Here is a 20749-nt window from a genome sequence, read left to right on the forward strand (position 1 = left end):
CTTTTGTTGCGATGTTGTGTTTGCAAACTCGTATTTCGAGTGAGGTAGAATTCTACCATCCTGTTTTGTGCAGTTATCCCCTGCACCAAAACATATACTTCCTGTATTTATTGTTTGACCTGTCTGTCAAATTCTTTAGCACCGCCTTTGGGCGGTGTTTTTTTATGTCTGTGATTAAGTCGGAGCCATAAAAAAACCGCTCACGAAAACGTGAGCGGTCGATTCTGTATCGAGATAACGATTAAGGTCGATATACCTTGATGTTGTTAAAGCCTTGCTCTTTCAAATACAGAGCTTGAAGCCGGCTCATCACACCGCGCGCACAATATAAGAGATATGTTTTCGATTGATCCAAATCGCCAAACTGAGTCGATAGCTTGTAGAAAGGTAAATGTTTTACTTCCACTCCTTCAATCAGCAGTGGCTTATCATCTTCTTCATCTGGGCTACGAATATCGAGCACCACCGCATCTTTTTCGATTGCGGCAACTTGTTCAACTTCAGGCGCTTGCTCTTGGCTCTCTTTCTCAATATCACGAATATCCATTTGACGAGCGTTGTAAACTACGTGCTCCAGGATTGAGAAATCAAACTTCGCTTCTTCGGCTTCTAATTTCGCTTTCACCGCTTTAACTGTTGGGCTTTTTGAAATAACCCCACAGTATTCTGGCATCGTTTTGGCGAAATCTTCTGTTCCAATCTCGCGCGCCACTTTAATAATCTCTTCTTTGTCCCAGTTGATGAGAGGACGTAAAATTAAAGTATCTGTCACACCATCAATATGACGAAGATTAGTTAGAGTTTGGCTCGAAACTTGACCCAACGCTTCTCCGGTCACTAAAGCTTCAATATTTAACTTATGAGCTATCATGCCTGCGGCGCGCATAAACATACGTTTTAGCACCACACCCATTTGGCCATCGTCTACTTTTTCTAAGATTTCAGCCACCACAGGCTCAAAATCGACCGAGATAAAACGCACTTTGGCTGAAGAACCGTATTTATTCCACAAATAATGGGCCACTTGCTTTACACCAATTTCATGCGCAGGGCCGCCTAAATTGAAGAAGCAATAATGCACTTTTGAGCCACGTTTGATGTGTAAATAGCTTGATACACCCGAGTCAAAACCACCAGAAATCAAACTCAATAAATCTTCTTGAGTGCCAAGAGGGAAACCACCTAAACCTTTATAACGGGCAATCACTTGATTGAGCAATTCATCGGCTATTTCAATGTTGATGGTAACGTCTGGGTTTTTTAGTTGAACTTTTGCACTCTCAACTGCTTGGTTTAAACCACCACCAACATAACGCTCAACATCGATTGAGGTAAAATCATGCTTTCCTCGACGCTTAGCACGCACGACAAAAGTTTTTCCTTCGATGTTATTACGGCTGAGCGCTAACACTTGCTCGTAAATGTCATGCATATCCTTAAACTCAGATTGCTGCACTTCGAGCACTTGCTGGATGCCTGGAGTATGAGTCAGAATTTCAAGGACTTCTTGATAGTATTGGTCACTTTGCGCAGCCACTTCAATGTGATCGCGACGGTTAAATACCGCGACTGACTCTGTTCTTCGTTTGATGATATTACGAATATTGGACTCTAAAATTTTTGTGAAGCGCTTGCGTACTGAGTCACTTTTAACAAAAATTTCCGGATGGGGCTTAACAATAAATTTCATAGTTCTATTCGCAATCTGATTGGGCAACGTGGTGAATCAATGGGTCGCATTCTGCTTGCTACTGATACACCGCTAAGGGCGCAGGATTATACACGAGGTCATAACCATAAAAAAGACGAGCCTTAGCGCTCGTCTATGTGTTTTTACATAATCCAACGTAACTTACTGAACGGATGGAACTTCATCACTGTACAGCGGTTCACCTTGCATGATACTGATTTCTACTCGGCGGTTGCGTGAACGTTCACTTTCCGTATCGTTAGAGCCGACTGGGTCGGTATCGGCCATACCACGCACCCTGAGTCGTTGATGAGAAAACCCACGAACCTTTTCCATCTCTTGCGCCACAGAAACCGCTCGTTGAGCCGAAAGATCCCAGTTTGAGCGATACAATTCAGAATCGACACTTTGATTATCGGTATGGCCAGAAATACGCACAATGCCCGGCACATCTTTAACCAGATCGGCAATTTGACGAACCAATGGACGAAACTTAGGTTGTAGAAATGCAGAACCTTCGGGAAACGCACCTTTTTCACGAATACGGATCACCAATTGCTGACCTAAGTTTTCAACTTCAATAGCGCCTTGTTCGATTTCTCTTGCTAACGCCTTTTTGATGTCCTGCTCAACAATTTCCATCTCTTGCGACATAGATTCCGCTTGCTGTTGTTGCATTTCCGATTGAGTATTTTGGTTATTCTGCGTTGAAGTTTCAGGGGATTGCCCCCCCGTCAATTGACCTTCTTCACGCTGAACACCACCCGCTCGATCTGAATCCCCTTCTTGAAACTCAAGTGTCTGCTGCGTGATATCAATGGTTTGTTGCATGATGACATCAATCGGTGTCGGCTCGGGGCGGCCTGGGCGAAACTCTTGTGCAATGATGCTTGTCCCTTTAGGAATGTCTTTCACTTCCAAACGATTTTGCACACCAAAAGCAAACTTCATCGAGCCTGCTATCTGTTTAAACTTCAGTACGTCCATCTCGGAAAAAGAGAGCAGCAGTACGAAGAAACACATCAACAGCGACATTAAATCGGCAAAGGTTCCCATCCACAACGGCAAGCCGGGAGGTGGGCATTTACAACCTTCTTCATCATCCATTACAGGCTCCGTTATTCGCTATCAACATCTAAAACACGCTTGCCTTCATTGAGGTAGTTTTTCAGATAACTATCAATGACCCGTGGGTTTTGTCCATCCTGAATGGCCAGAACGCCATCCATGATTAAACGGCGGTTAAGCTTTTCTTGATCTCGGCGCAAAGCGAGTTTGTCTGCAATCGGGAAAAAAATCATGTTCGAGAGAACAGCGCCGTACAAGGTAGTTAATAAGGCAACGGCCATGGCAGGACCAATTGATTTAGGGTCATCCATGTTAGACAGCATGGCAACCAAGCCCACCAAAGTACCGATCATGCCCATCGCTGGCGCTACGTCACCAAAAGCACGAAATACGCCAGTTCCCTGTGAATGACGCTCATCAGTCAATACAATGTCTTTTTGCAACGCAGAACGCACCACGTCAGCATCATGGCCATCCACCAGCAAATCAATCCCCTTTTGCATGAAGCTATTGGTAATTTCCATCTCTTCTAATGCAAGAAAACCACCTTTCCGCGCCGCATCAGCCATTTCTACAATTTTCGCGATCAAATCTTCAGGTTCATCGGATTTGAACATAAATGCCTTACCTGCCACCTTGGCTGCACCGAAGAATTGTCCCATCGTGAACTTCATCAATACAACAAACATTGACCCACCCACTACGATCAAGATGGATGTGACGTCGAAGAACATCATTAGGCTTCCGCCTAAAATCATCGCCATGATAACGAAAGCGAGGCCTCCGATCAGGCCTATCAGCGTTGCTAAATCCACAAAGCACTCCTCATGCTGCTTACACGCGATAATGAGTTTAAACTCGTTATCGGCAATAGATTCAAATCTTTAAGTAAATTATTGGATCATACCGAAATTCTCTCTATTCAGTTTATACCTAAACTGAGCAAAGATGCACTGTTGCCAGCACACTGATATGGCCAAGATTCTGAGTCACCGTCACTATTTCAGTAAATATCGGTCTGGTTGCTAAGTATCGTATTATTATTTTTATTATTTGTGATAGTGACAGTTCCAAAAGAGGGACTTTTCAGACAAAAATCGTTGGTTAAATTTGACCATCACTACGCCCTAAGGTAACTTTCGTGCATATTTACCAAGATAAAAAGATTATGGCGAGCAAGAAACCTGAAAATATGTCCTTCGAAGCGACAATCGAAGAACTTGATAGCTTAGTGGAACAGCTAGAAAATGGCGATTTAGCCTTAGATGATGCGCTAAAAAAATTCGAGCGCGGAATATCCCTTGCTCGTGCTGGACAAAGTAAGTTAAGTGAAGCGGAACAGCGAGTCAGTATTTTGCTCAGTGCGAGCGATGACGCGCCACTCTCTGACTTTACTGAACTACCTGAGTAATAGGCACGTATTACTGATACATACTTATTACTGACTCATATTTATCGATCTCATCGCTCGCTATGTGACATGAACCTGTCAATTAAGTCACAGGGAAACGGTCGATCGTAACCTAGTAGATACCACAACTTAGTAGAAAGAGTGCCCTATGATTGAGGCTCTGAGCTCCTATCAGCAAAGAAATATTGACCAATTAAACCTTTGGTTAGGCCGTTTACCGCACCAAAAACAACCGTTGATTGACGCGATGCGCTACGGTTTGTTACTTGGCGGCAAAAGAGCTCGACCTTATTTGGTGTATATCACAGGGCAAATGCTTGGTTGTACGCCAGATGAACTCGATACCCCAGCCTGCGCAATAGAATGTATTCATGCTTACTCATTGATCCACGATGACCTTCCCGCGATGGACGACGATGAATTGCGTCGCGGTAAAGCCACTTGTCACATCGAATTTGACGAAGCCATCGCGATTTTAGCGGGCGATGCCCTGCAAACACTGGCCTTTACTATTTTGGCAGAAGGTCAACTCGCCGAACATGCGCAAGTCAACCGCATTAAGATGGTCCAAATGTTGGCTCAAGCTTCCGGTGCTCAAGGTATGTGTATAGGGCAAGCGTTGGATCTGCAAGCAGAAAATCGTCTGGTCTCAGTGCAGGAATTAGAAGAGATCCATCGCAATAAAACGGGAGCCTTGATGCGTTGTGCAATCCGTTTAGGTGCGCTTGCGGCTGGTGAAAAAGGGCTTGCGGTACTACCACAATTGGATCGCTATGCCGATGCCGTTGGTCTCGCATTCCAAGTTCAAGATGATATTTTGGATATCGTTAGCGATACCGATACATTAGGTAAACCTCAAGGCTCGGATCAACAACTCAATAAAAGTACCTACCCAGCGCTGCTAGGGTTACAAGGTGCTATTGATAAAGCACAAAGTCTGTTACAGGAAGCTCTTCAAGCCTTGGAAGCAATACCCTACAATACAGAATCACTCGAAGAGTTCGCCCGATACGTCGTCGAGCGCAAGAACTAAACTATAAGCGCGCAAAATTATGACTCTTGATATTTCAAAATACCCAACACTGGCTTTAGCAAATACACCCGATGAACTGCGCAGTCTGCCGAAAGAGGTTCTGCCAACGTTGTGTGATGAATTAAGAAACTACCTTCTTAATTCCGTCAGTCAGTCGAGTGGCCACCTTGCGTCAGGCTTAGGCACGGTTGAATTAACGGTTGCCCTACACTACGTCTATAACACCCCTTTCGATCAGCTGATTTGGGATGTAGGCCACCAAGCTTACCCGCACAAAATATTAACTGGTCGCCGCGAGAAAATGTCGACCATTCGTCAAAAAGATGGTCTTCACCCTTTTCCTTGGCGCGAAGAAAGTGAATATGACACGCTCTCTGTTGGTCACTCGTCCACCTCAATCAGTGCCGCCTTAGGGATGGCGATCAGTGCAGGTAAAGAAGGGAAAAATCGCAAAGTGGTGGGCGTGATTGGTGATGGTGCTATCACCGCAGGCATGGCCTTTGAAGCAATGAACCATGCTGGCGACGTTCATCCGGATATGTTAGTCGTGCTCAACGACAACGAAATGTCGATCTCTGAAAACGTGGGCGCACTGAATAACCATTTAGCGCAACTGCTTTCCGGTAGCCTTTATACCTCGATCCGTGAAGGGGGCAAAAAAGTGCTCTCTGGCATACCGCCTATTAAAGAGCTGGTACGCCGCACAGAAGAGCACTTGAAAGGTATGGTCGTACCCGGCACCTTGTTTGAAGAGCTTGGATTTAACTATATCGGCCCAGTCGATGGCCATGATGTGATTGAACTTATCAAGACATTACGCAACATGCGCGAGCTCAAAGGCCCGCAGTTTTTGCACATCATGACCAAAAAAGGCAAAGGTTATGAGCCCGCCGAAAAAGATCCGATTGGTTACCATGGCGTTCCTAAATTTGACCCGAGCCACACTAGCCTGCCAAAAAGCAGCAATGCTAAACCTACTTTTTCTAAAATCTTTGGCGATTTTTTATGCGACATGGCCGCGCAAGATCCAAAATTAATGGCGATTACACCCGCGATGCGTGAAGGCTCTGGCATGGTTCGCTTTTCAAAAGAGTTCCCACAACAATATTTTGATGTGGCGATTGCTGAGCAACATGCCGTCACCCTTGCGACAGGTATGGCGATTGCGGGAGATCATCCGATAGTGGCGATCTACTCAACCTTTTTACAACGGGGTTATGATCAACTGATCCACGATGTTGCCATCATGAATTTACCGGTTATGTTTGCCATTGACCGTGCAGGGTTAGTCGGAGCTGATGGCCAAACTCATCAAGGTGCGTTTGATTTAAGCTTCATGCGCTGCATTCCCAACATGGTGATCATGGCACCCGCCGATGAAAATGAGTGCCGACAAATGCTCTATACTGGCCATAAACACACAGGGCCAAGCGCAGTGCGTTATCCTCGTGGCAATGGCATGGGAGTCGAAATCCAAACCCAATTTAGTGCGTTAGAGATTGGCAAAGGACGCATTATGCGCCAATGTGACACGGCTATCGCGAATGAAAAAATCGCGATCCTCAACTTTGGCACTTTCCTACCAAACGCGCTTGAAGCAGCCGATAAGCTAAATGCAACAGTGGCTGACATGCGATTTGTTAAGCCCCTTGATGAAACACTCATTCGCCAACTGGCTGCGCAACATGATGTGCTAGTGACCTTGGAAGAGAATGCGATTGCAGGTGGTGCGGGTGCTGGTGTCATTGAATTGATGATGAAAGAGAAAATCCTAAAACCGGTACTCAATCTAGGTTTGCCTGATCAATTCATCGCTCAAGGCACACAAGAAGAGCTGCATGCAGAATTAGGTTTAGATGCCAAAGGCATCGAGCGTTCCATTCAAGAATATTTAGCAAAGTAGCGAGAGTTTTATAAGCTGTCGGTTTTATGAACTGAAGGTTTTTATGAACCACATCACTTTCAGTTACATCCCAATACTCAAAACCCTCGCATCGCGAGGGTTTTGTTTTTATATCGGCTGGCTCCACTCAAACTGAGTAAACAGCCGTTGCCATACCTCATCAAAACCAGCTTTAAGCACTAATGTTTGGCCAGTAAACGGATGAGTAAAACGTAATTCAGAGGCATGGAGCATCAGACGCTGCGCGTCATAATGATCGCGAAATAGGCGGTTGTGCTTGCCATCACCATGAGTGGTATCACCAATAATCGGGTGACTCAAATGGTGCATATGACGACGCAACTGATGTTTACGGCCCGTTTGCGGTTTCATTTCCACCAAACAGTAGCGGCTGGTTGGGAAACGCCCGGTTGAATACGGCACTTCTACTGTCGCTAATGGTTGATAAGCTGTGATCGCTTCTTGGGCTTCTTTATCTTGTTTGGCAAACTTATCGGCAATTTTATCTAGCTCGATTTTGAGTGGGTAATCAAGCACATCCCCTTGTTCAATCCAACCACGCACAATCGCATGGTACGTTTTTTCCATTTGATGGTTGGCAAACATCGGCATCATTTGCGCCGCCACTTCACTGGAGAGCGCAAACACAAGCACGCCAGAAGTTGGCCTATCTAATCGATGTAGGGGAAACACATGCTGGCCAATTTGATCGCGCAGCGTTTGCATCACAAATTGCGTTTCGTGTTTATCTAGCCATGATCGATGCACCAGCATTCCTGCGGGTTTATTCACGGCGACCAAATCATCGTCCTGATACAGAATCTCTAACATGGTTGGCTTACCTCATCAATCAAACGTAGCAGCGCAATCACCTCAACCAATTCCGCTTGATGTTGCCATGCCTCTTCAAAATAGGGAGTGAGCGAAAACCCTTGAGGAAGCTCTGCTTGTTGCTCAATTGCCAATAACATTTTGGGGATGAAAATCCACTGCAGCCACTGCTCCGGAGTGAGGGTATCGATGGAGAAAGGCTCTGTGCTCATCAATGCGCTTTCGCTTGGCGGCTGGTATTGCCAGCGCTGAGAATTGCGTAACTGAGTTTCTAGTTGCTTCAACAGGTGGGTAAGTTCTGTGCTTACTGTCATTATTCACCAAGTTAATTTGCTAAGTGACCTTGAAAATGAGCTATAGAGTACCATTTATTGTTCAAAGAGAGTTATTGATCAAAAATAGTTATTCAAGAACACAAGTTAAGGTCACTTTATCCATGGATACCATTCATACGCTTAGCCAATTGCTCACCAATAGTGGTAGCCAATATCGGATCTTTGATTTAGGAAGGCGCATCTGCCCGATTGAAAATACACACTTTTCTCAAGTAGAAAAAGGTCAGCAACCGTATCCCTATCCATTGCAGCGTCATGCTCATCTTGCCATCGCCTATTGGAACCAAACCCAGCAACCTTGGATCTGGTTTCTTAAATTCTCTTTGGATGAACGTGGCCTACTCAAACAAGCTGAGATAGGTAACTTCATCAAGTTTGTACTTGAAGCGATGGGATCACGTTTGCATCAAGACCTCAGCGATGAGCAGCAGCAAAAGCTTGCCAATAACCCTTATACCTTTAAACCGAGCGACGACAAAATGGCGGTATTCCACAGCCAAATACGCGCCCAGTTGAACCTACCATCAAGCCAATATTATGAGCATGCGCAACACTATTTTAGTGGGGATTTAGGCTGGGAAAACTGGCAGACGGTCGGCTTACAAGGCATTACTGATATTTGTGCTCGTTTAAGCAAAGAACAAAATAGCGTGTTATTAAGGAAAGCATTAAACCACCTCCCCGCTCAGCCTTTGTATGCCCTGCTGGGTGCACTCGAACATAGTGCACAGTTGAATGATAAGTTGGCGCTGCGTTTGCAAGAGATGGCGATGTTGCACATCGAAAGCCACGAACCTGATCTGTTCTTACTCTCTGCTTTAATACGAGCCTTATCAGGTGCGGATAATGCACTCACCGCGACCTTGGTTGAACGTATTCTGCAAAGCCCACGCTTGAGCCATCAAGAGATATTAATTGCTATTGCAGGGCGCTCGTGGCATGTATTGTCTAACCCATCACTTGCCGAAACGTTTTTATTACGCTTGGCGCAAACAGGCAATCAAGCCCTCTTTAACCAGCTCTTTGCTGATTTAGTGATGCTGCCAGAACTGCGAATGGTACTGCTGCCACTGCTGCATTCTAGCCCTTCGATCGAATTAGCCGATGCCTTAATTCGCTTACAGAAAGCGACCAAAACTCAATAACTGGAATGTTTATGCTAGGCGATCTATTGGCTATTTTATTACTCAGCTTGGGCTGCTTTCTTTTCTGGCAACAGCGTCGCCAAGCCGAATTGGCAAAAGCGGCGATCAGTCGAAAATGCGAACAACTCGACTTACAGCTGATCAGCGTTGCTTTTGGACGCCACAAATTCAAAACGCCAGAAGGACTCTGGCGTTGGCATACCGTTTATTGGTTTGAGTTTTCTGCACTAGGTGACGACTGCTACCAAGGTGAATTACAAATGATAGGCTTTAGGCCATCTGCTTTTCATTTGCCGCCTCATCGTATGTAAACTCAAATTCCCAATAAGGGCCAAAAACATCTTCTTTCTCACCCAACAGCTCAAAGCCGAGTTTTTTGAGTACCGCAATAGAGGCATGGTGGCCAATATTAGCAGTGGCTGTAATTTTTTGTCGTTGCAATTGGTAGGCCGCTTTAGGTAAAAAAGCCTTCAATGCCTCTGTTGCAATGCCTTTGCCCCAATACAATTTATCAAAAAGAAAACCGAGTTCTGCTCGCTCTTCGTCAAGTTCAATGAACAAATGCCCCATGTATTCGCGGTTATAATTATCTAACACCGCCATTGCGTACAAATGAGGATCATGAAGCACTCGTTGAAAAAGCTGTTTTGCTGAAGCGACCGTTTTAGGGCCATTCATCTGTGCCCGATTTTTGGCGCAACAATTAAGCATCAAAAAATCAGACTCTAACGAATCGGTGTAAGGGAGAAGAAGCGTTCTTCTTGTTACGGTTGTCACGTACAATCCTTGTTAGCCGCAAAATAATACCGAAAGACTCAACTAGGCTCAGGGCAATACGCCTTAGCCCAGATAAAATCTGGTACTCTATTTTTGCAAAGAAGCCGAAAATTAAACCAACCGAACGATGAGGTAATTGATCTAGATTGTTTTTTTGTTGTTATTATTTTGCTGCACTTATCATATGAACTTTTTTTGAAGCAACAACACGCTAAAGCCAGAATGCAAGTAATAAGAAAAGCCTCAACACGCATGTGTCGAGGCTTAAAGTCTTACTCGCAGCAGTCCAGCTACTAAATTGTGTGCTCCATGCATCATCCATAATAGTGGCCAATTCTTCGGCTCATCCTGCATCGCCATCCTAGCGGTGTCCAAACTTTCCATGGTACTAACACTCCGGTCAATACTCATCACTTGTTCCTTGAGCGGTGTCCATAACATCATCCTGATGTTGTCCTGCCTTATCCACAAGGTGTCCATCGCCAATCCATGCAGCTCGCATCCTGCCAACTGTTGTATCCTTACGCTGTCCTAGCATCCTGCGTGGTTATTCTTCGTGAACAACCTTGTCTTCTTCCTGAAGAGACCAAACCTTGGTGCTTTGTAATTCCTTGTCAGAATCCTTCCGACAGGGTTCAATTTACTCGTTTGGCTTTAAGAAACAATCACCTAAAAATATCATTTTTAAAAAAACAACCTAAAGAAATAGATATATTAATTAAAAACAAATAGTTATAAAAAAATCACCACCAAACACTGCGTTAAACACTGTGATTTCTTACAAACAATGTGCGAGATCTCTTACAACACTTCGCCACTTTTGCTCTTGGTAAATAAAAGGTAAGATCACAGCAACTCACAAAAAGGACAACCTATGCTCACAAAAGATGTCACTCAAGAACTAGAAAGCATCTTGACTCTCTTACAACAACAGGGAAAGGAACCGAGTGTGGCCTTAGTAAAGTCACGTCTTAGCACCTCAGTGCCAATGCCAGCCTTGATTGCAACCATCAAAAGTTGGAAAAATGCACACCGAGTTCCCAAAGTAGAAGTGAGCGTTAGTACGGAAAATAGCGCGAACAAGGTAGCCGAACTTGAAACGCAACTAGCCGCTTTGTCAGCCCGAGTAGCAGCCCTAGAGGCACAACTAACCGAGAAGTAATTGAATGATGAAAATTTGGGTGGACGCCGATGCATGTCCGAAAGTAATTCGTGAAACCATTGTCCGCGCAGCCGAAAGGACGGGCGTTGAATGTACTTTTGTGGCCAATCATGTCGTTCCGATTCCGCAACGATCCAACATTCGTTCACTGCAAGTCCCCAGTGGTTTTGATGTTGCCGATAACGAAATCGTCAAACGGGTAGAAGTGGGCGATTTGGTAATTACTTCCGATATTCCGCTGGCCGATGAAGTGATAACCAAAGGTGGCTTGGCGCTCAATTCTCGTGGCGAGCTGTATACCAAAGAGACCATCAAGGCACGCCTCAATATTCGAGATTTTATGGATACGATGCGATCAAGCGGTATCCAAACTGGCGGACCAAGTGCGCTTTCTCAAACAGAACGACGCGAATTTGCCAACCATTTGGATCGCATTTTGGCTAAAGCGAACAAATAACCACATTTTGACGGTTGGACAATCACTAGCCTGTCCAACCGTTCCTCTTCATTAGCGCTGAACCGCCTTAAATCTTGGATTGGTTTTACAAATTACATATAAACGACCGCGTCTTTTGACGATTTGACAATCTGGATGACGTGATTTTGCGCTTTTTAATGAACTTAATACTTTCATAGTTTACTCCTTACCAAACTGAGCAAAGCGACGATTGAAATTCGCCACTCGTCCTTCTTTTTGAACAACTCGCTGCTTACCGGTGTAATACGGATGCGATTCAGACGACACATCTAAGGTGAAATAAGGATAGGTGTTGCCATCTTCCCACTCGATTGTCCGATCAGTTTTTAGCGTTGAACCCACAATAAAATACTTATCCACACTGGTGTCGTGGAAAACCACTTTTTGGTATGGCGGATGAATTCCGTCTTTCATCAATTTCCCTTCACTTAAATTGTTATGTTATAACATGACAATTAATAATCATTACCAAGAAGAAAAGCAAGCTTAAATATGATATTTTTCTCAACCAACGTGAAAAAAGACGGATACGGATATGCACACCATTGCTCCGATTGGCACTATTGAAACGCCTTATAAAGAAAAATTTGCCGTTCCTCGCCAACCTCGCTTAGTGGCGAGCGCAAGCGCGAGAGTCAAGCTCATCGGTCACGCTAATTGCTTAGAGTCGGTGCGAGGCATCGAACAATTTAGCCATGTCTGGTTACTTTTTCTGTTTGACCAAAACCTCGATGCCGGTTGGAAACCGACGGTGCGCCCACCGCGCTTAGGCGGAAATGAGCGGATCGGCGTATTTGCTTCACGGGCCACGTTTCGACCTAACGGTATCGGTATGTCTGCCGTTGAATTGAAAGGCGTCACTCAACAAGGTGATCAGGTTTATTTGGAACTAGGCAGCGTAGATTTAGTCGATAACACACCGATCATTGACATCAAACCCTATATTCCCTATTCCGATTCGATAGCCACAGCCAGCGGTGGCTATGCCGAGAGCGAGCCCGACAAGATCGCAGTGACCTTTAGCCAAGCGGCGTTAACAGCACTGAATGCGCGTGCAGATCACGACATGGTTAAAGCCGTCATAGAGCAAGTTCTGGCTCAAGACCCTCGCCCAGCCTATAAGAAACACAAAATCGATCATAAAGAATATGCGGTAAATCTGTTCGATCTGAACGTAAAATTCACTATCGCAAACAACTTAGTCTCAGTAACCGCAATAGAACGCTTTTGACAAAGCCGATTGGCTGATATTATTAGCGGCTTAATTCTAGCCTCTCATTGGAGAGCGCTTTTAACTATCATGAAACGGATACCATAGAATGCGTACCAGTAAATATCTTCTTTCTACTTTGAAGGAGACTCCAAACGACGCAGAAGTCGTGAGCCATCAGCTCATGTTACGTGCAGGTATGATCCGTAAGCTGGCTTCAGGTCTTTATACCTGGCTGCCTACTGGTCTACGTGTGCTGCGTAAAGTCGAAAACATCGTTCGTCAAGAGATCGACAATGCCGGTGCAATCGAAACCTTGATGCCCGTTGTGCAACCGTTTGAACTGTGGGAAGAGACAGGCCGCTCTGAGAAAATGGGCCCTGAGCTACTTCGCTTTACTGACCGCCATACTCGTCCGTTTGTGCTTAGCCCAACTGCTGAAGAAGTGATCACCAGCTTGGTACGCAACGAAGTCAGCTCTTACAAGCAATTGCCGCTGAACCTGTACCAGATTCAAACCAAATTCCGTGATGAGAGACGTCCTCGTTTTGGTGTGATGCGTGCTCGTGAATTCTGCATGATGGATGCCTATAGCTTTGATATTGATAAAGCAGGCTTAGAGAAATCTTACCAAGCGATGCACGAAGCTTACTGTAAAGCCTTCGATCGCATGGGGCTTGATTACCGCCCAGTATTAGCCGACACCGGCGCTATCGGTGGTAACGGCTCTCATGAGTTCCATGTATTGGCTGAAAGTGGTGAAGACATCATCGCCTTCTCAACTGAATCGGATTACGCCGCCAACATCGAAAAAGCAGAAGCCATTGCGCCAGCCGTTGAGCGCGCCGCGCCAACTCAAGAGATGACGCAGGTTGATACGCCAAACGCCAAAACCATCGCTGAATTGGTTGAGCAGCATGGCCTACCGATTGAGAAAACAGTTAAAACACTGTTTGTAAAAGCATCTGATGAGATCGATGCCTCTATCGTGGCACTGATTATCCGTGGTGATCATGAACTCAATGAAATCAAAGCCGAGAAACTCGCTGAAGTTGCCGCTCCGCTAGAAATGGCTAGCGAAGAAGAGATTCGCGCGCTGATTGGCGCAGGCCCTGGCTCTCTTGGCCCTGTTGGTCTTGAATTGCCGTTTATCGTTGATCACAGCGTAGCCGTCATGAGCGATTTTGGCGCAGGAGCCAACATCGATGGCAAACACTACTTTGGCATCAACTGGGGCCGTGACGTTGAGCTAGCGAAAGTGGAAGACCTCCGTAACGTCGTTGAAGGCGACCCAAGCCCATGTGGCAAAGGGACACTAATGCTCAAACGCGGTATCGAAGTGGGTCATATTTTCCAATTGGGTACTAACTACTCTGAGAAAATGAACTGTGGCGTTCTTGATTCCAATGGTAAAAACACCATTTTAGAGATGGGTTGTTACGGCATTGGTGTATCACGCGTTGTAGCATCAGCCATCGAACAAAACAACGATAAATACGGCATCATCTGGCCTGACGCGATCGCACCTTTCCAAGTGGCGATTGTCCCCATGAACATGCACAAATCAGAGCGCGTCCAACAAGCTGCTGAAAAACTGTATGCGGAACTGACTGCAGCTGGTATTGAAGTGCTATTTGATGATCGTAAAGAGCGCCCGGGTGTAATGTTCTCAGATATGGAACTGATCGGTGTACCACATACCATCATTATTGGCGATCGCAGTATGGATGAGGGCAACTTCGAATATAAACATCGCCGCAGTGGTGAGAAGTCGGCCGTCGCTATGAATGAAATAGTCTCCTTTATTAATGCTCAAATCGCCTAATAAAGTATGCTCTTGAAAAGGTTGCCTAAATGGCAACCTTTTTTATTTTGTCACCAGCCACAAAAGCTTTTTCAAGTATATTAATCTTCGATTCATCTACGGTGATCTATTCTTTAATCCATTATTAATGGAGGTGACCTATGGATCTAAAAAGTTTGCTTAACCAAGCATTGAATTCAGACATCGTAAAACAAGGTTCAAGCCAACTCGGCGCTATCACACAAGATTCAAGTAAACTCAAAACCTTAGGAGCTGGTGCACTCGGTGGTGGCCTAATCGGTTTGTTGATGGGCTCGAAGAAAGCAAAAAAAATAGGCACTAAAGTGATAGGGATTGGTGGAGCAGCGGCGCTCGGCGCACTAGCCTATAAAGCGTATAATGACTGGCAAGCAAAACAAACGACCACTCAACCGCAGTCTAGCTTTGACCCTAATGATGCTAGCCACAGCACGCTGATCCTAAAAGCGATGATTGCCGCCGCAAAAGCTGATGGTCATGTGGATGAACAAGAAATGGCGAAAATTGAGCAAGCCATCTCTGAAATGGGCGCAGATAACCAATTGCAGCAGCTGGTAAAAAATGAGCTGCATAAACCGCTCGATCCCGCAGCTATTGCACAGTTAGCCACAACGCCCGCACAAGCGAGTGAGCTTTATCTGGCCTCTTTACTTATCGCCGATGAACAAAATTTCATGGAAAAAGCGTATTTGAACGAGCTCGCTAAGCAACTACAGCTAGCCGACGATCTGGTCATGGCGCTAGAGCAGCAAGTGAACGCTTAAAGTTTCATCACATGCAATCAGAGCTTGCGCAAACGCAAGTTCTGATTTTGTCTTTGCCAAACGTAATGTGTATATTGAGAGCCATTATCATTAGTTAGGATTTAATCTATGCAAGTTTACGGTTGTTGTGAATTAGTGCGCGAGCTTTATGCGCAGATAGGCAGTGGTGATCAAGCTTATATTCCTCAAGCAATCTCCTGCGCCATCAAAACCTTGAATGATGTCGCAGCAGACGAATCGCTGCCAAAAGCGGTTCGAGAGCAAGCAGCCTTTGCGGCAGCTAACTTGCTGATTTCTGATTTCGAGGATAAGTGATGAATTTAGCCAATTTTGCCTCGATGGATCCAATCATGCTGATGAGCATCATCAATATGAAGCTACGTGATGATTTTAATGGCGATCTTGATAGGCTGGCGGACGACTTTGATATCGATCGGGCGGCATTAGAGGCTCGCTTAGCCAGTGCAGGTTTTGAGTTTTTACCGCAAATCGGTCAATTTCGTTAAGGCATAAAAAACCCGCTAATTTAAAGCGGGTTTTCGTTCAAATAACAGTTCTTAAAGCACAGTACTCAGATTTTTTGTACTAAGCTTTTTTCTCTTTTCTTGCCAGAGCCTTACGCTCATTGCGTTTCGCTTGGTTCTCAATAAAGCCACTGAGCTCTTTTTCCGCCCAAGCTTGTGCTTGTGCTTCGCTTTCAAAACCCATTTCGCGCTTTGAAACAACACTTCTGCGAGAGGTCACTTGACGTACGATTTCCGCCGCCCAACCATTGCGCTTTTCAGTCACTTTGATGGTAAATTTTTTACTTTCTGACATTTTCGTTTTCCTAAGGGAATAATAAGGGATTACTCATCAACGTTTGTCGCGCGCCATTATATTAATGGCGGCGGATGTTGAACACCATCCCTTGGTAAGCGCGGCATTAGAGCACAAATCACAATTTTTTTCTGCATTTTTTACAAAAAATTCATCCTCAAAGTAAACAAAAAAGCCGCTGAGTTGCAGCGGCTGGAATAACAAGACTAAGTCGTTTCTCTCACTGGCGACAAGGTGAGTTACCCTAAGTTCTTACGTGCATTTTGGAACATACGCATCCATGGGCTGTTTTCACCCCAAGAATCAGGATGCCAAGAGTTCGCTACCGTACGGAACACGCGCTCTGGGTGCGGCATCATGATCGTCACACGGCCATCTTGAGTCGTTAAGCCTGTAATGGCATTTGGTGAACCATTTGGGTTGTTCGGATATTGCTGTGTGGCATGGCCGTTGTTATCCACAAAACGCAGCGCAACGGTGCCTGATTGTTCAATCGCCGTTAAATGTGCCGTATCACGAACTTCAACGCGCCCTTCGCCATGCGAAACCGCAATCGGCATGCGCGAGCCAGCCATCTCATTAAAAAACAGTGAATCAGATTGCTGCACTTCCACTAAGCTAAAGCGCGCTTCAAAACGCTCTGATTCATTGCGCACAAAACGCGGCCATAAATCCGCACCAGGGATTAACTCTTTCAAATTCGACAGCATTTGACAGCCGTTACACACTCCTAGCGAGAAAGTATCTTCACGTTGGAAGAAACGTTGGAACTGTTCACGAGCTTGTACATTAAACAGCACTGATTTCGCCCAGCCTTCGCCCGCGCCCAATACGTCACCATAAGAGAACCCACCACATGCGACGAGGCCTTGGTACTCTTCAAGCACTGTTTGCCCCGTTAAGATGTCGCTCATGTGTATATCGGTTGTTTCAAAGCCTGCGCGATCAAACGCTGCCGCCATTTCAACGTGTGAGTTAACCCCTTGCTCGCGCAAAATAGCCATTTTTGGCTTCACGCCTTTAGCAATATACGGTGCTGCAACATCTTGTTGCACGTCAAAGCTCAAACTGACGTTAAGGCCTTTATCACTGTTATCTTGTTTTGCTGCAAACTCTTGGTCCGCGCACTGCGGGTTATCGCGCAGCGCTTGCATCTTATGCGTGGTTTCAGCCCAAATGGTGCGAAGTTCGGTGCGGTTACGCACAACAATAGGTTGTTCACCAGCGGTAATGGCTAGCTCATCAGAAGCGTCAACACGACCGATAACGTGTGAACACGCTTGTAAACCATGCGCCGTTAGCGTCGAGATCACCGTATCTAAATCGTGGTGACGAACTTGAATGACTGCGCCCAGCTCTTCATTAAATAACGCGGCCAACGCATCATCACCTAGCGCGGCGATATCGGCTTTCACGCCACAATGACCAGCAAAGGCCATTTCAGCTAGAGTAACGAATAGACCACCGTCACCTTTATCGTGATAGGCAATAATCTGCTGATTCGCGACCAAGGTTTGGATCGCTTCATAGAAGGCTTTAAGCTGCGCCGCATTATCTACGTCTGCGGGTTTATCACCCAACTGTTTGTAGACTTGTGCTAACGCCGTTGCGCCCAAGCGATTCTTACCATTACCTAAATCAATCAAAACCAGTGAGGTTTCGCCCTTATCGGTTCTTAACTGAGGGGTGATGGTGTTACGTACATCTTCAACACGAGCAAATGCCGTGATCACCAATGATAGCGGAGAGGTCACTTCTTTTTGTTCGCCATTTTCATCCCATTTGGTCTTCATCGACATCGAATCTTTACCCACTGGGATAGTCAGGCCGAGCGCAGGACAAAGCTCTTCACCGACCGCTTTTACTGCCTCATACAAACCAGCATCTTCACCTGGGTGACCCGCTGGTGACATCCAGTTCGCCGACAACTTAATGTGTTTGATATCACCGATATGGGTAGCGGCAATATTGGTGATCGCTTCGCCCACGGCTAAACGTGCCGATGCCCCAAAATCCAGCAAGGCAACTGGCGTGCGCTCACCCATCGACATCGCTTCGCCATGGTAAGTATCATAACTTGCCGCAGTGACCGCGCAGTTTGCTACTGGCACTTGCCACGGACCAACCATTTGATCACGAGCGACCAAGCCAGTGACGGTTCGGTCACCAATGGTGATGAGGAAGGTTTTTTCTGCAACCGCAGGGAGACGCAGTATACGATCAATCGCTTCGTTCAATTCGATATCACGGCGATCAAGTGCTGGATTATTAACTTTCAGCGTCTTCACATCACGATACATTTTAGGTGTTTTGCCAAGCAATACGTCCATCGGCATATCAATTGGCGTATTGTCGAAATGTGAATCTTCCAATTTCAGTTCACGCTCTTCAGTGGCAATGCCCACAACAGCATAAGGCGCGCGCTCACGTTGGCAAATGGCGTCAAAGCGCGCCATGTTTTCTGGCGCTACAGCCAGTACGTAACGCTCTTGTGATTCATTACACCAAATTTCAAGCGGGCTCATTCCCGGCTCATCGTTAGGTACATCACGCAGTTGGAAAATACCGCCACGTTCACCATCATCAACAAGCTCAGGCAATGCGTTTGAGATACCACCAGCGCCCACATCATGGATAAAGGCGATCGGATTCGCCTCACCGAGTTGCCAGCAGCGATCAATCACCTCTTGGCAGCGGCGTTCCATCTCTGGGTTTTCACGCTGTACCGACGCAAAATCAAGATCTTCCGCAGATTGACCAGATGCCATAGAAGAAGCGGCGCCCCCACCAAGGCCAATGTTCATTGCCGGACCACCAAGCACAATTAAGCTCGCGCCAACAGGGATCTCTTTTTTCTGCACATGCTCGTCGCGGATATTCCCCATCCCACCAGCAATCATGATTGGTTTGTGATAACCACGCACTTCTTCACCTGCGTGAGAGTTAACTTTCTCTTCGTAAGTACGGAAGTAACCTAACAAGTTTGGACGACCAAATTCGTTGTTAAAAGCCGCGCCACCGAGCGGGCCTTCCAGCATAATATCGAGTGCCGTGACAATGCGCCCCGGTTTACCAAAATCCGTTTCCCAAGGCTGCACAAAATTAGGAATACGCAAGTTTGAAGTAGTAAAACCGACTAACCCGGCTTTAGGTTTTCCACCAATACCCGTTGCACCTTCGTCACGAATTTCACCACCGGAACCCGTTGAAGCGCCCGGCCAAGGAGCAATCGCCGTCGGGTGGTTGTGTGTTTCCACCTTCATTAAAATATGCGCTTTTTCATGGTGATAACCATATTGGCGTGTCTCTGGATCAGGGAAAAAACGCCCAACGTCTGAACCCACCATGACGGCGGCATTATCTTTATAGGCAGACAGCACGTGATCAGGAGTCACTTCATAAGTGTTTTTGATCATCTTAAACAGCGATTTATCTTGCTTAACGCCATCAATAGTCCAATCGGCATTGAAGATTTTATGGCGACAATGCTCAGAGTTTGCTTGAGCAAACATCATTAATTCGATATCGGTTGGATTACGCTCAAGCTTAGTGACGAAGCTTTCGAACAAATAATCAATTTCATCGTCAGCCAATGCAAGCCCAAGGGTAACGTTTGCTTTTTCAAGCGCTGAGCGGCCGCCATTCAGCAAGTCGACGTACGCTACGGGAGCAGGTTCAGCGACTTTAAACAGTGAGGTTGCTGATTCGAAATCAGTAAACACGACTTCCATCATTCGGTCGTACAGCAGGGAATAAAGTGTAACAAGTTGCGGTTGAGAAAGTTCGCGATCTAATTCGATGTAGTAAGCCGTGCCTCGCTCTAAGCGCTTCACCTCATTCAAACCACAGTTATGCGCAATATCCGTCGCTTTGGAAGACCAAGGCGAGATGGTTCCAGGGCGAGGAGTGACCAGTAAAAGAAGACCTTGTGGCTCATGTTCTTGAATCGTTGGGCCATAAGTGAGTAGTTTCTCTAATTTTTCAAGGGATTGAGCGTCTAAATCCGCAGAGAGATCAGCAAAATGCATGAACTCCGCGTAAATACCCGATACAGGCAGTTGCTGTTCACGACAAAGTTCAACGAGTTTGTTAACACGAAACTCAGAAAGTGCTGGGGAGCCACGCAAAATTCTCATGTGCTTAGGTCTCTTATACAGTGGGTTGAGGTGTAATTGGAATGAATTCAAAATCATTAAAATACAATAAGTTAATAAAATAAAACTGAATGCATACCAATTTCACCTCGTGATTTCGAACGCATTATAAAGGAATTCTTTTTG

At 45.8% G+C, this 20749-nt stretch carries 22 protein-coding genes; 12 read left to right on the forward strand and 10 right to left on the reverse strand.

From position 1 onward, the window contains the following. Positions 1 to 241: 241 nt before the first annotated feature. The 3 genes from thiI to pomA form a co-directional block, all read right to left on the reverse strand. The gene (gene thiI / locus EXZ60_RS07245; protein WP_088728694.1) at positions 242 to 1690 is read right to left on the reverse strand and encodes a tRNA uracil 4-sulfurtransferase ThiI; all 1449 of its coding nucleotides are present in this window, start codon (positions 1688 to 1690) and stop codon (positions 242 to 244) included. Between the two features lie 162 nt (positions 1691 to 1852). Then, positions 1853 to 2797 (reverse strand): flagellar motor protein MotB, encoded by a 945-nt coding sequence (locus EXZ60_RS07250; protein ID WP_017044193.1) that lies wholly within the window; start codon positions 2795 to 2797, stop codon positions 1853 to 1855. An 11-nt stretch (positions 2798 to 2808) separates the two neighbouring features. Next, positions 2809 to 3573 carry a flagellar motor protein PomA gene (gene pomA / locus EXZ60_RS07255; RefSeq protein WP_013857399.1) on the reverse strand — a complete coding sequence of 255 codons (765 nt, stop codon included), beginning with the start codon at positions 3571 to 3573 and terminating at the stop codon, positions 2809 to 2811. Between the two features lie 353 nt (positions 3574 to 3926). Between pomA and xseB the strand changes: the two genes are divergently transcribed. From xseB to dxs, 3 genes are all read left to right on the forward strand, one after another. Beyond that, positions 3927 to 4169: an exodeoxyribonuclease VII small subunit gene (xseB, locus tag EXZ60_RS07260; RefSeq protein WP_010319093.1), complete on the forward strand. Its 243-nt coding sequence runs from the start codon at positions 3927 to 3929 to the stop codon at positions 4167 to 4169. Between the two features lie 148 nt (positions 4170 to 4317). Further along, entirely contained in the window at positions 4318 to 5202 is an 885-nt protein-coding gene (ispA, locus tag EXZ60_RS07265; RefSeq protein WP_277435501.1) for a (2E,6E)-farnesyl diphosphate synthase, read from the forward strand. A gap of 19 nt (positions 5203 to 5221) precedes the next feature. Next, positions 5222 to 7105, forward strand: a complete 1884-nt coding sequence (gene dxs, locus EXZ60_RS07270; RefSeq protein WP_017049457.1) for a 1-deoxy-D-xylulose-5-phosphate synthase — start codon at positions 5222 to 5224, stop codon at positions 7103 to 7105. A gap of 108 nt (positions 7106 to 7213) precedes the next feature. Here the strand turns inward: dxs and truC are convergent, their stop codons facing one another. Beyond that, complete coding sequence (gene truC, locus EXZ60_RS07275) at positions 7214 to 7936, reverse strand: tRNA pseudouridine(65) synthase TruC (protein WP_064624677.1); 723 nt, start codon at positions 7934 to 7936, stop codon at positions 7214 to 7216. Then, a complete protein-coding gene (locus EXZ60_RS07280; protein WP_194663212.1) occupies positions 7930 to 8250 on the reverse strand; it encodes a YqcC family protein in 321 nt (106 codons plus the stop codon). The genes truC and EXZ60_RS07280 overlap by 7 nt, the downstream gene beginning before the upstream one ends. Positions 8251 to 8372: 122 nt before the next feature. Between EXZ60_RS07280 and EXZ60_RS07285 the strand changes: the two genes are divergently transcribed. Continuing rightward, a complete protein-coding gene (locus EXZ60_RS07285; protein ID WP_194663236.1) occupies positions 8373 to 9416 on the forward strand; it encodes a DUF3549 family protein in 1044 nt (347 codons plus the stop codon). 11 nt (positions 9417 to 9427) lie between these two features. Continuing rightward, the gene (locus EXZ60_RS07290) at positions 9428 to 9727 is read left to right on the forward strand and encodes a DUF3301 domain-containing protein (RefSeq protein WP_017045584.1); all 300 of its coding nucleotides are present in this window, start codon (positions 9428 to 9430) and stop codon (positions 9725 to 9727) included. On the opposite strand, the gene EXZ60_RS07295 is transcribed toward EXZ60_RS07290, so the two are convergent. Continuing rightward, positions 9687 to 10199: a GNAT family N-acetyltransferase gene (locus EXZ60_RS07295; protein ID WP_013857407.1), complete on the reverse strand. Its 513-nt coding sequence runs from the start codon at positions 10197 to 10199 to the stop codon at positions 9687 to 9689. The two genes, EXZ60_RS07290 and EXZ60_RS07295, sit on opposite strands and share 41 nt — an antisense overlap. 868 nt (positions 10200 to 11067) lie before the next feature. Here EXZ60_RS07295 and EXZ60_RS07300 point away from each other — a divergent pair. Beyond that, positions 11068 to 11355 carry a hypothetical protein gene (locus tag EXZ60_RS07300; protein ID WP_013857408.1) on the forward strand — a complete coding sequence of 96 codons (288 nt, stop codon included), beginning with the start codon at positions 11068 to 11070 and terminating at the stop codon, positions 11353 to 11355. Between the two features lie 7 nt (positions 11356 to 11362). After that, positions 11363 to 11812, forward strand: coding sequence for a YaiI/YqxD family protein (locus tag EXZ60_RS07305; RefSeq protein WP_026027673.1), 450 nt, complete (start codon positions 11363 to 11365; stop codon positions 11810 to 11812). A gap of 51 nt (positions 11813 to 11863) precedes the next feature. Here EXZ60_RS07305 and ykgO read toward each other — a convergent pair whose 3' ends face one another. Further along, positions 11864 to 11989 (reverse strand): type B 50S ribosomal protein L36, encoded by a 126-nt coding sequence (gene ykgO, locus EXZ60_RS07310; RefSeq protein WP_010319082.1) that lies wholly within the window; start codon positions 11987 to 11989, stop codon positions 11864 to 11866. 3 nt (positions 11990 to 11992) lie between these two features. After that, positions 11993 to 12247, reverse strand: a complete 255-nt coding sequence (locus EXZ60_RS07315; protein ID WP_010319081.1) for a type B 50S ribosomal protein L31 — start codon at positions 12245 to 12247, stop codon at positions 11993 to 11995. Positions 12248 to 12368: 121 nt separating this feature from the next. Between EXZ60_RS07315 and tsaA the strand changes: the two genes are divergently transcribed. The 5 genes from tsaA (at position 12369) to EXZ60_RS07340 (ending at position 16156) form a co-directional block, all read left to right on the forward strand. Beyond that, on the forward strand, positions 12369 to 13064 hold the full coding sequence (tsaA, locus tag EXZ60_RS07320) for a tRNA (N6-threonylcarbamoyladenosine(37)-N6)-methyltransferase TrmO (RefSeq protein WP_047688902.1): 696 nt from the start codon (positions 12369 to 12371) through the stop codon (positions 13062 to 13064). A gap of 88 nt (positions 13065 to 13152) precedes the next feature. After that, positions 13153 to 14868: a proline--tRNA ligase gene (locus EXZ60_RS07325; protein ID WP_017047972.1), complete on the forward strand. Its 1716-nt coding sequence runs from the start codon at positions 13153 to 13155 to the stop codon at positions 14866 to 14868. Between the two features lie 140 nt (positions 14869 to 15008). Further along, a complete protein-coding gene (locus tag EXZ60_RS07330) occupies positions 15009 to 15650 on the forward strand; it encodes a tellurite resistance TerB family protein (protein ID WP_013857413.1) in 642 nt (213 codons plus the stop codon). A 108-nt stretch (positions 15651 to 15758) separates the two neighbouring features. Then, a complete protein-coding gene (locus EXZ60_RS07335; RefSeq protein WP_010319078.1) occupies positions 15759 to 15965 on the forward strand; it encodes a YaeP family protein in 207 nt (68 codons plus the stop codon). Continuing rightward, positions 15965 to 16156 carry a DUF4250 domain-containing protein gene (locus tag EXZ60_RS07340; RefSeq protein ID WP_026028975.1) on the forward strand — a complete coding sequence of 64 codons (192 nt, stop codon included), beginning with the start codon at positions 15965 to 15967 and terminating at the stop codon, positions 16154 to 16156. Before EXZ60_RS07335 ends, EXZ60_RS07340 begins: the two co-directional genes overlap by 1 nt. Positions 16157 to 16235: 79 nt before the next feature. Here the strand turns inward: EXZ60_RS07340 and EXZ60_RS07345 are convergent, their stop codons facing one another. After that, on the reverse strand, positions 16236 to 16469 hold the full coding sequence (locus EXZ60_RS07345; RefSeq protein WP_010319076.1) for a DUF3622 domain-containing protein: 234 nt from the start codon (positions 16467 to 16469) through the stop codon (positions 16236 to 16238). Positions 16470 to 16708: 239 nt separating this feature from the next. Further along, positions 16709 to 20605: a phosphoribosylformylglycinamidine synthase gene (gene purL / locus EXZ60_RS07350; RefSeq protein WP_194663208.1), complete on the reverse strand. Its 3897-nt coding sequence runs from the start codon at positions 20603 to 20605 to the stop codon at positions 16709 to 16711. Positions 20606 to 20749 lie beyond the last annotated feature (144 nt).

Source organism: Vibrio sp. 1151_11 (assembly GCF_029478525.1).
Classification (GTDB): Bacteria; Pseudomonadota; Gammaproteobacteria; order Enterobacterales; family Vibrionaceae; genus Vibrio; species Vibrio anguillarum.

Excerpts from the sequence above, each read along its gene's own strand:
- thiI (WP_088728694.1), bottom strand. The coding sequence starts at position 1,690 with ATGAAATTTATTGTTAAGCCCCATCCGGAAATTTTTGTTAAAAGTGAC.
- EXZ60_RS07250 (WP_017044193.1), bottom strand. The coding sequence starts at position 2,797 with ATGGATGATGAAGAAGGTTGTAAATGCCCACCTCCCGGCTTGCCGTTG.
- xseB (WP_010319093.1), top strand. The coding sequence starts at position 3,927 with ATGGCGAGCAAGAAACCTGAAAATATGTCCTTCGAAGCGACAATCGAA.
- ispA (WP_277435501.1), top strand. The coding sequence starts at position 4,318 with ATGATTGAGGCTCTGAGCTCCTATCAGCAAAGAAATATTGACCAATTA.
- dxs (WP_017049457.1), top strand. The coding sequence starts at position 5,222 with ATGACTCTTGATATTTCAAAATACCCAACACTGGCTTTAGCAAATACA.
- truC (WP_064624677.1), bottom strand. The coding sequence starts at position 7,936 with ATGTTAGAGATTCTGTATCAGGACGATGATTTGGTCGCCGTGAATAAA.
- EXZ60_RS07280 (WP_194663212.1), bottom strand. The coding sequence starts at position 8,250 with ATGACAGTAAGCACAGAACTTACCCACCTGTTGAAGCAACTAGAAACT.
- EXZ60_RS07285 (WP_194663236.1), top strand. The coding sequence starts at position 8,373 with ATGGATACCATTCATACGCTTAGCCAATTGCTCACCAATAGTGGTAGC.
- EXZ60_RS07290 (WP_017045584.1), top strand. The coding sequence starts at position 9,428 with ATGCTAGGCGATCTATTGGCTATTTTATTACTCAGCTTGGGCTGCTTT.
- EXZ60_RS07300 (WP_013857408.1), top strand. The coding sequence starts at position 11,068 with ATGCTCACAAAAGATGTCACTCAAGAACTAGAAAGCATCTTGACTCTC.
- EXZ60_RS07305 (WP_026027673.1), top strand. The coding sequence starts at position 11,363 with ATGAAAATTTGGGTGGACGCCGATGCATGTCCGAAAGTAATTCGTGAA.
- ykgO (WP_010319082.1), bottom strand. The coding sequence starts at position 11,989 with ATGAAAGTATTAAGTTCATTAAAAAGCGCAAAATCACGTCATCCAGAT.
- EXZ60_RS07315 (WP_010319081.1), bottom strand. The coding sequence starts at position 12,247 with ATGAAAGACGGAATTCATCCGCCATACCAAAAAGTGGTTTTCCACGAC.
- tsaA (WP_047688902.1), top strand. The coding sequence starts at position 12,369 with ATGCACACCATTGCTCCGATTGGCACTATTGAAACGCCTTATAAAGAA.
- EXZ60_RS07325 (WP_017047972.1), top strand. The coding sequence starts at position 13,153 with ATGCGTACCAGTAAATATCTTCTTTCTACTTTGAAGGAGACTCCAAAC.
- EXZ60_RS07330 (WP_013857413.1), top strand. The coding sequence starts at position 15,009 with ATGGATCTAAAAAGTTTGCTTAACCAAGCATTGAATTCAGACATCGTA.
- EXZ60_RS07335 (WP_010319078.1), top strand. The coding sequence starts at position 15,759 with ATGCAAGTTTACGGTTGTTGTGAATTAGTGCGCGAGCTTTATGCGCAG.
- EXZ60_RS07340 (WP_026028975.1), top strand. The coding sequence starts at position 15,965 with ATGAATTTAGCCAATTTTGCCTCGATGGATCCAATCATGCTGATGAGC.
- EXZ60_RS07345 (WP_010319076.1), bottom strand. The coding sequence starts at position 16,469 with ATGTCAGAAAGTAAAAAATTTACCATCAAAGTGACTGAAAAGCGCAAT.
- purL (WP_194663208.1), bottom strand. The coding sequence starts at position 20,605 with ATGAGAATTTTGCGTGGCTCCCCAGCACTTTCTGAGTTTCGTGTTAAC.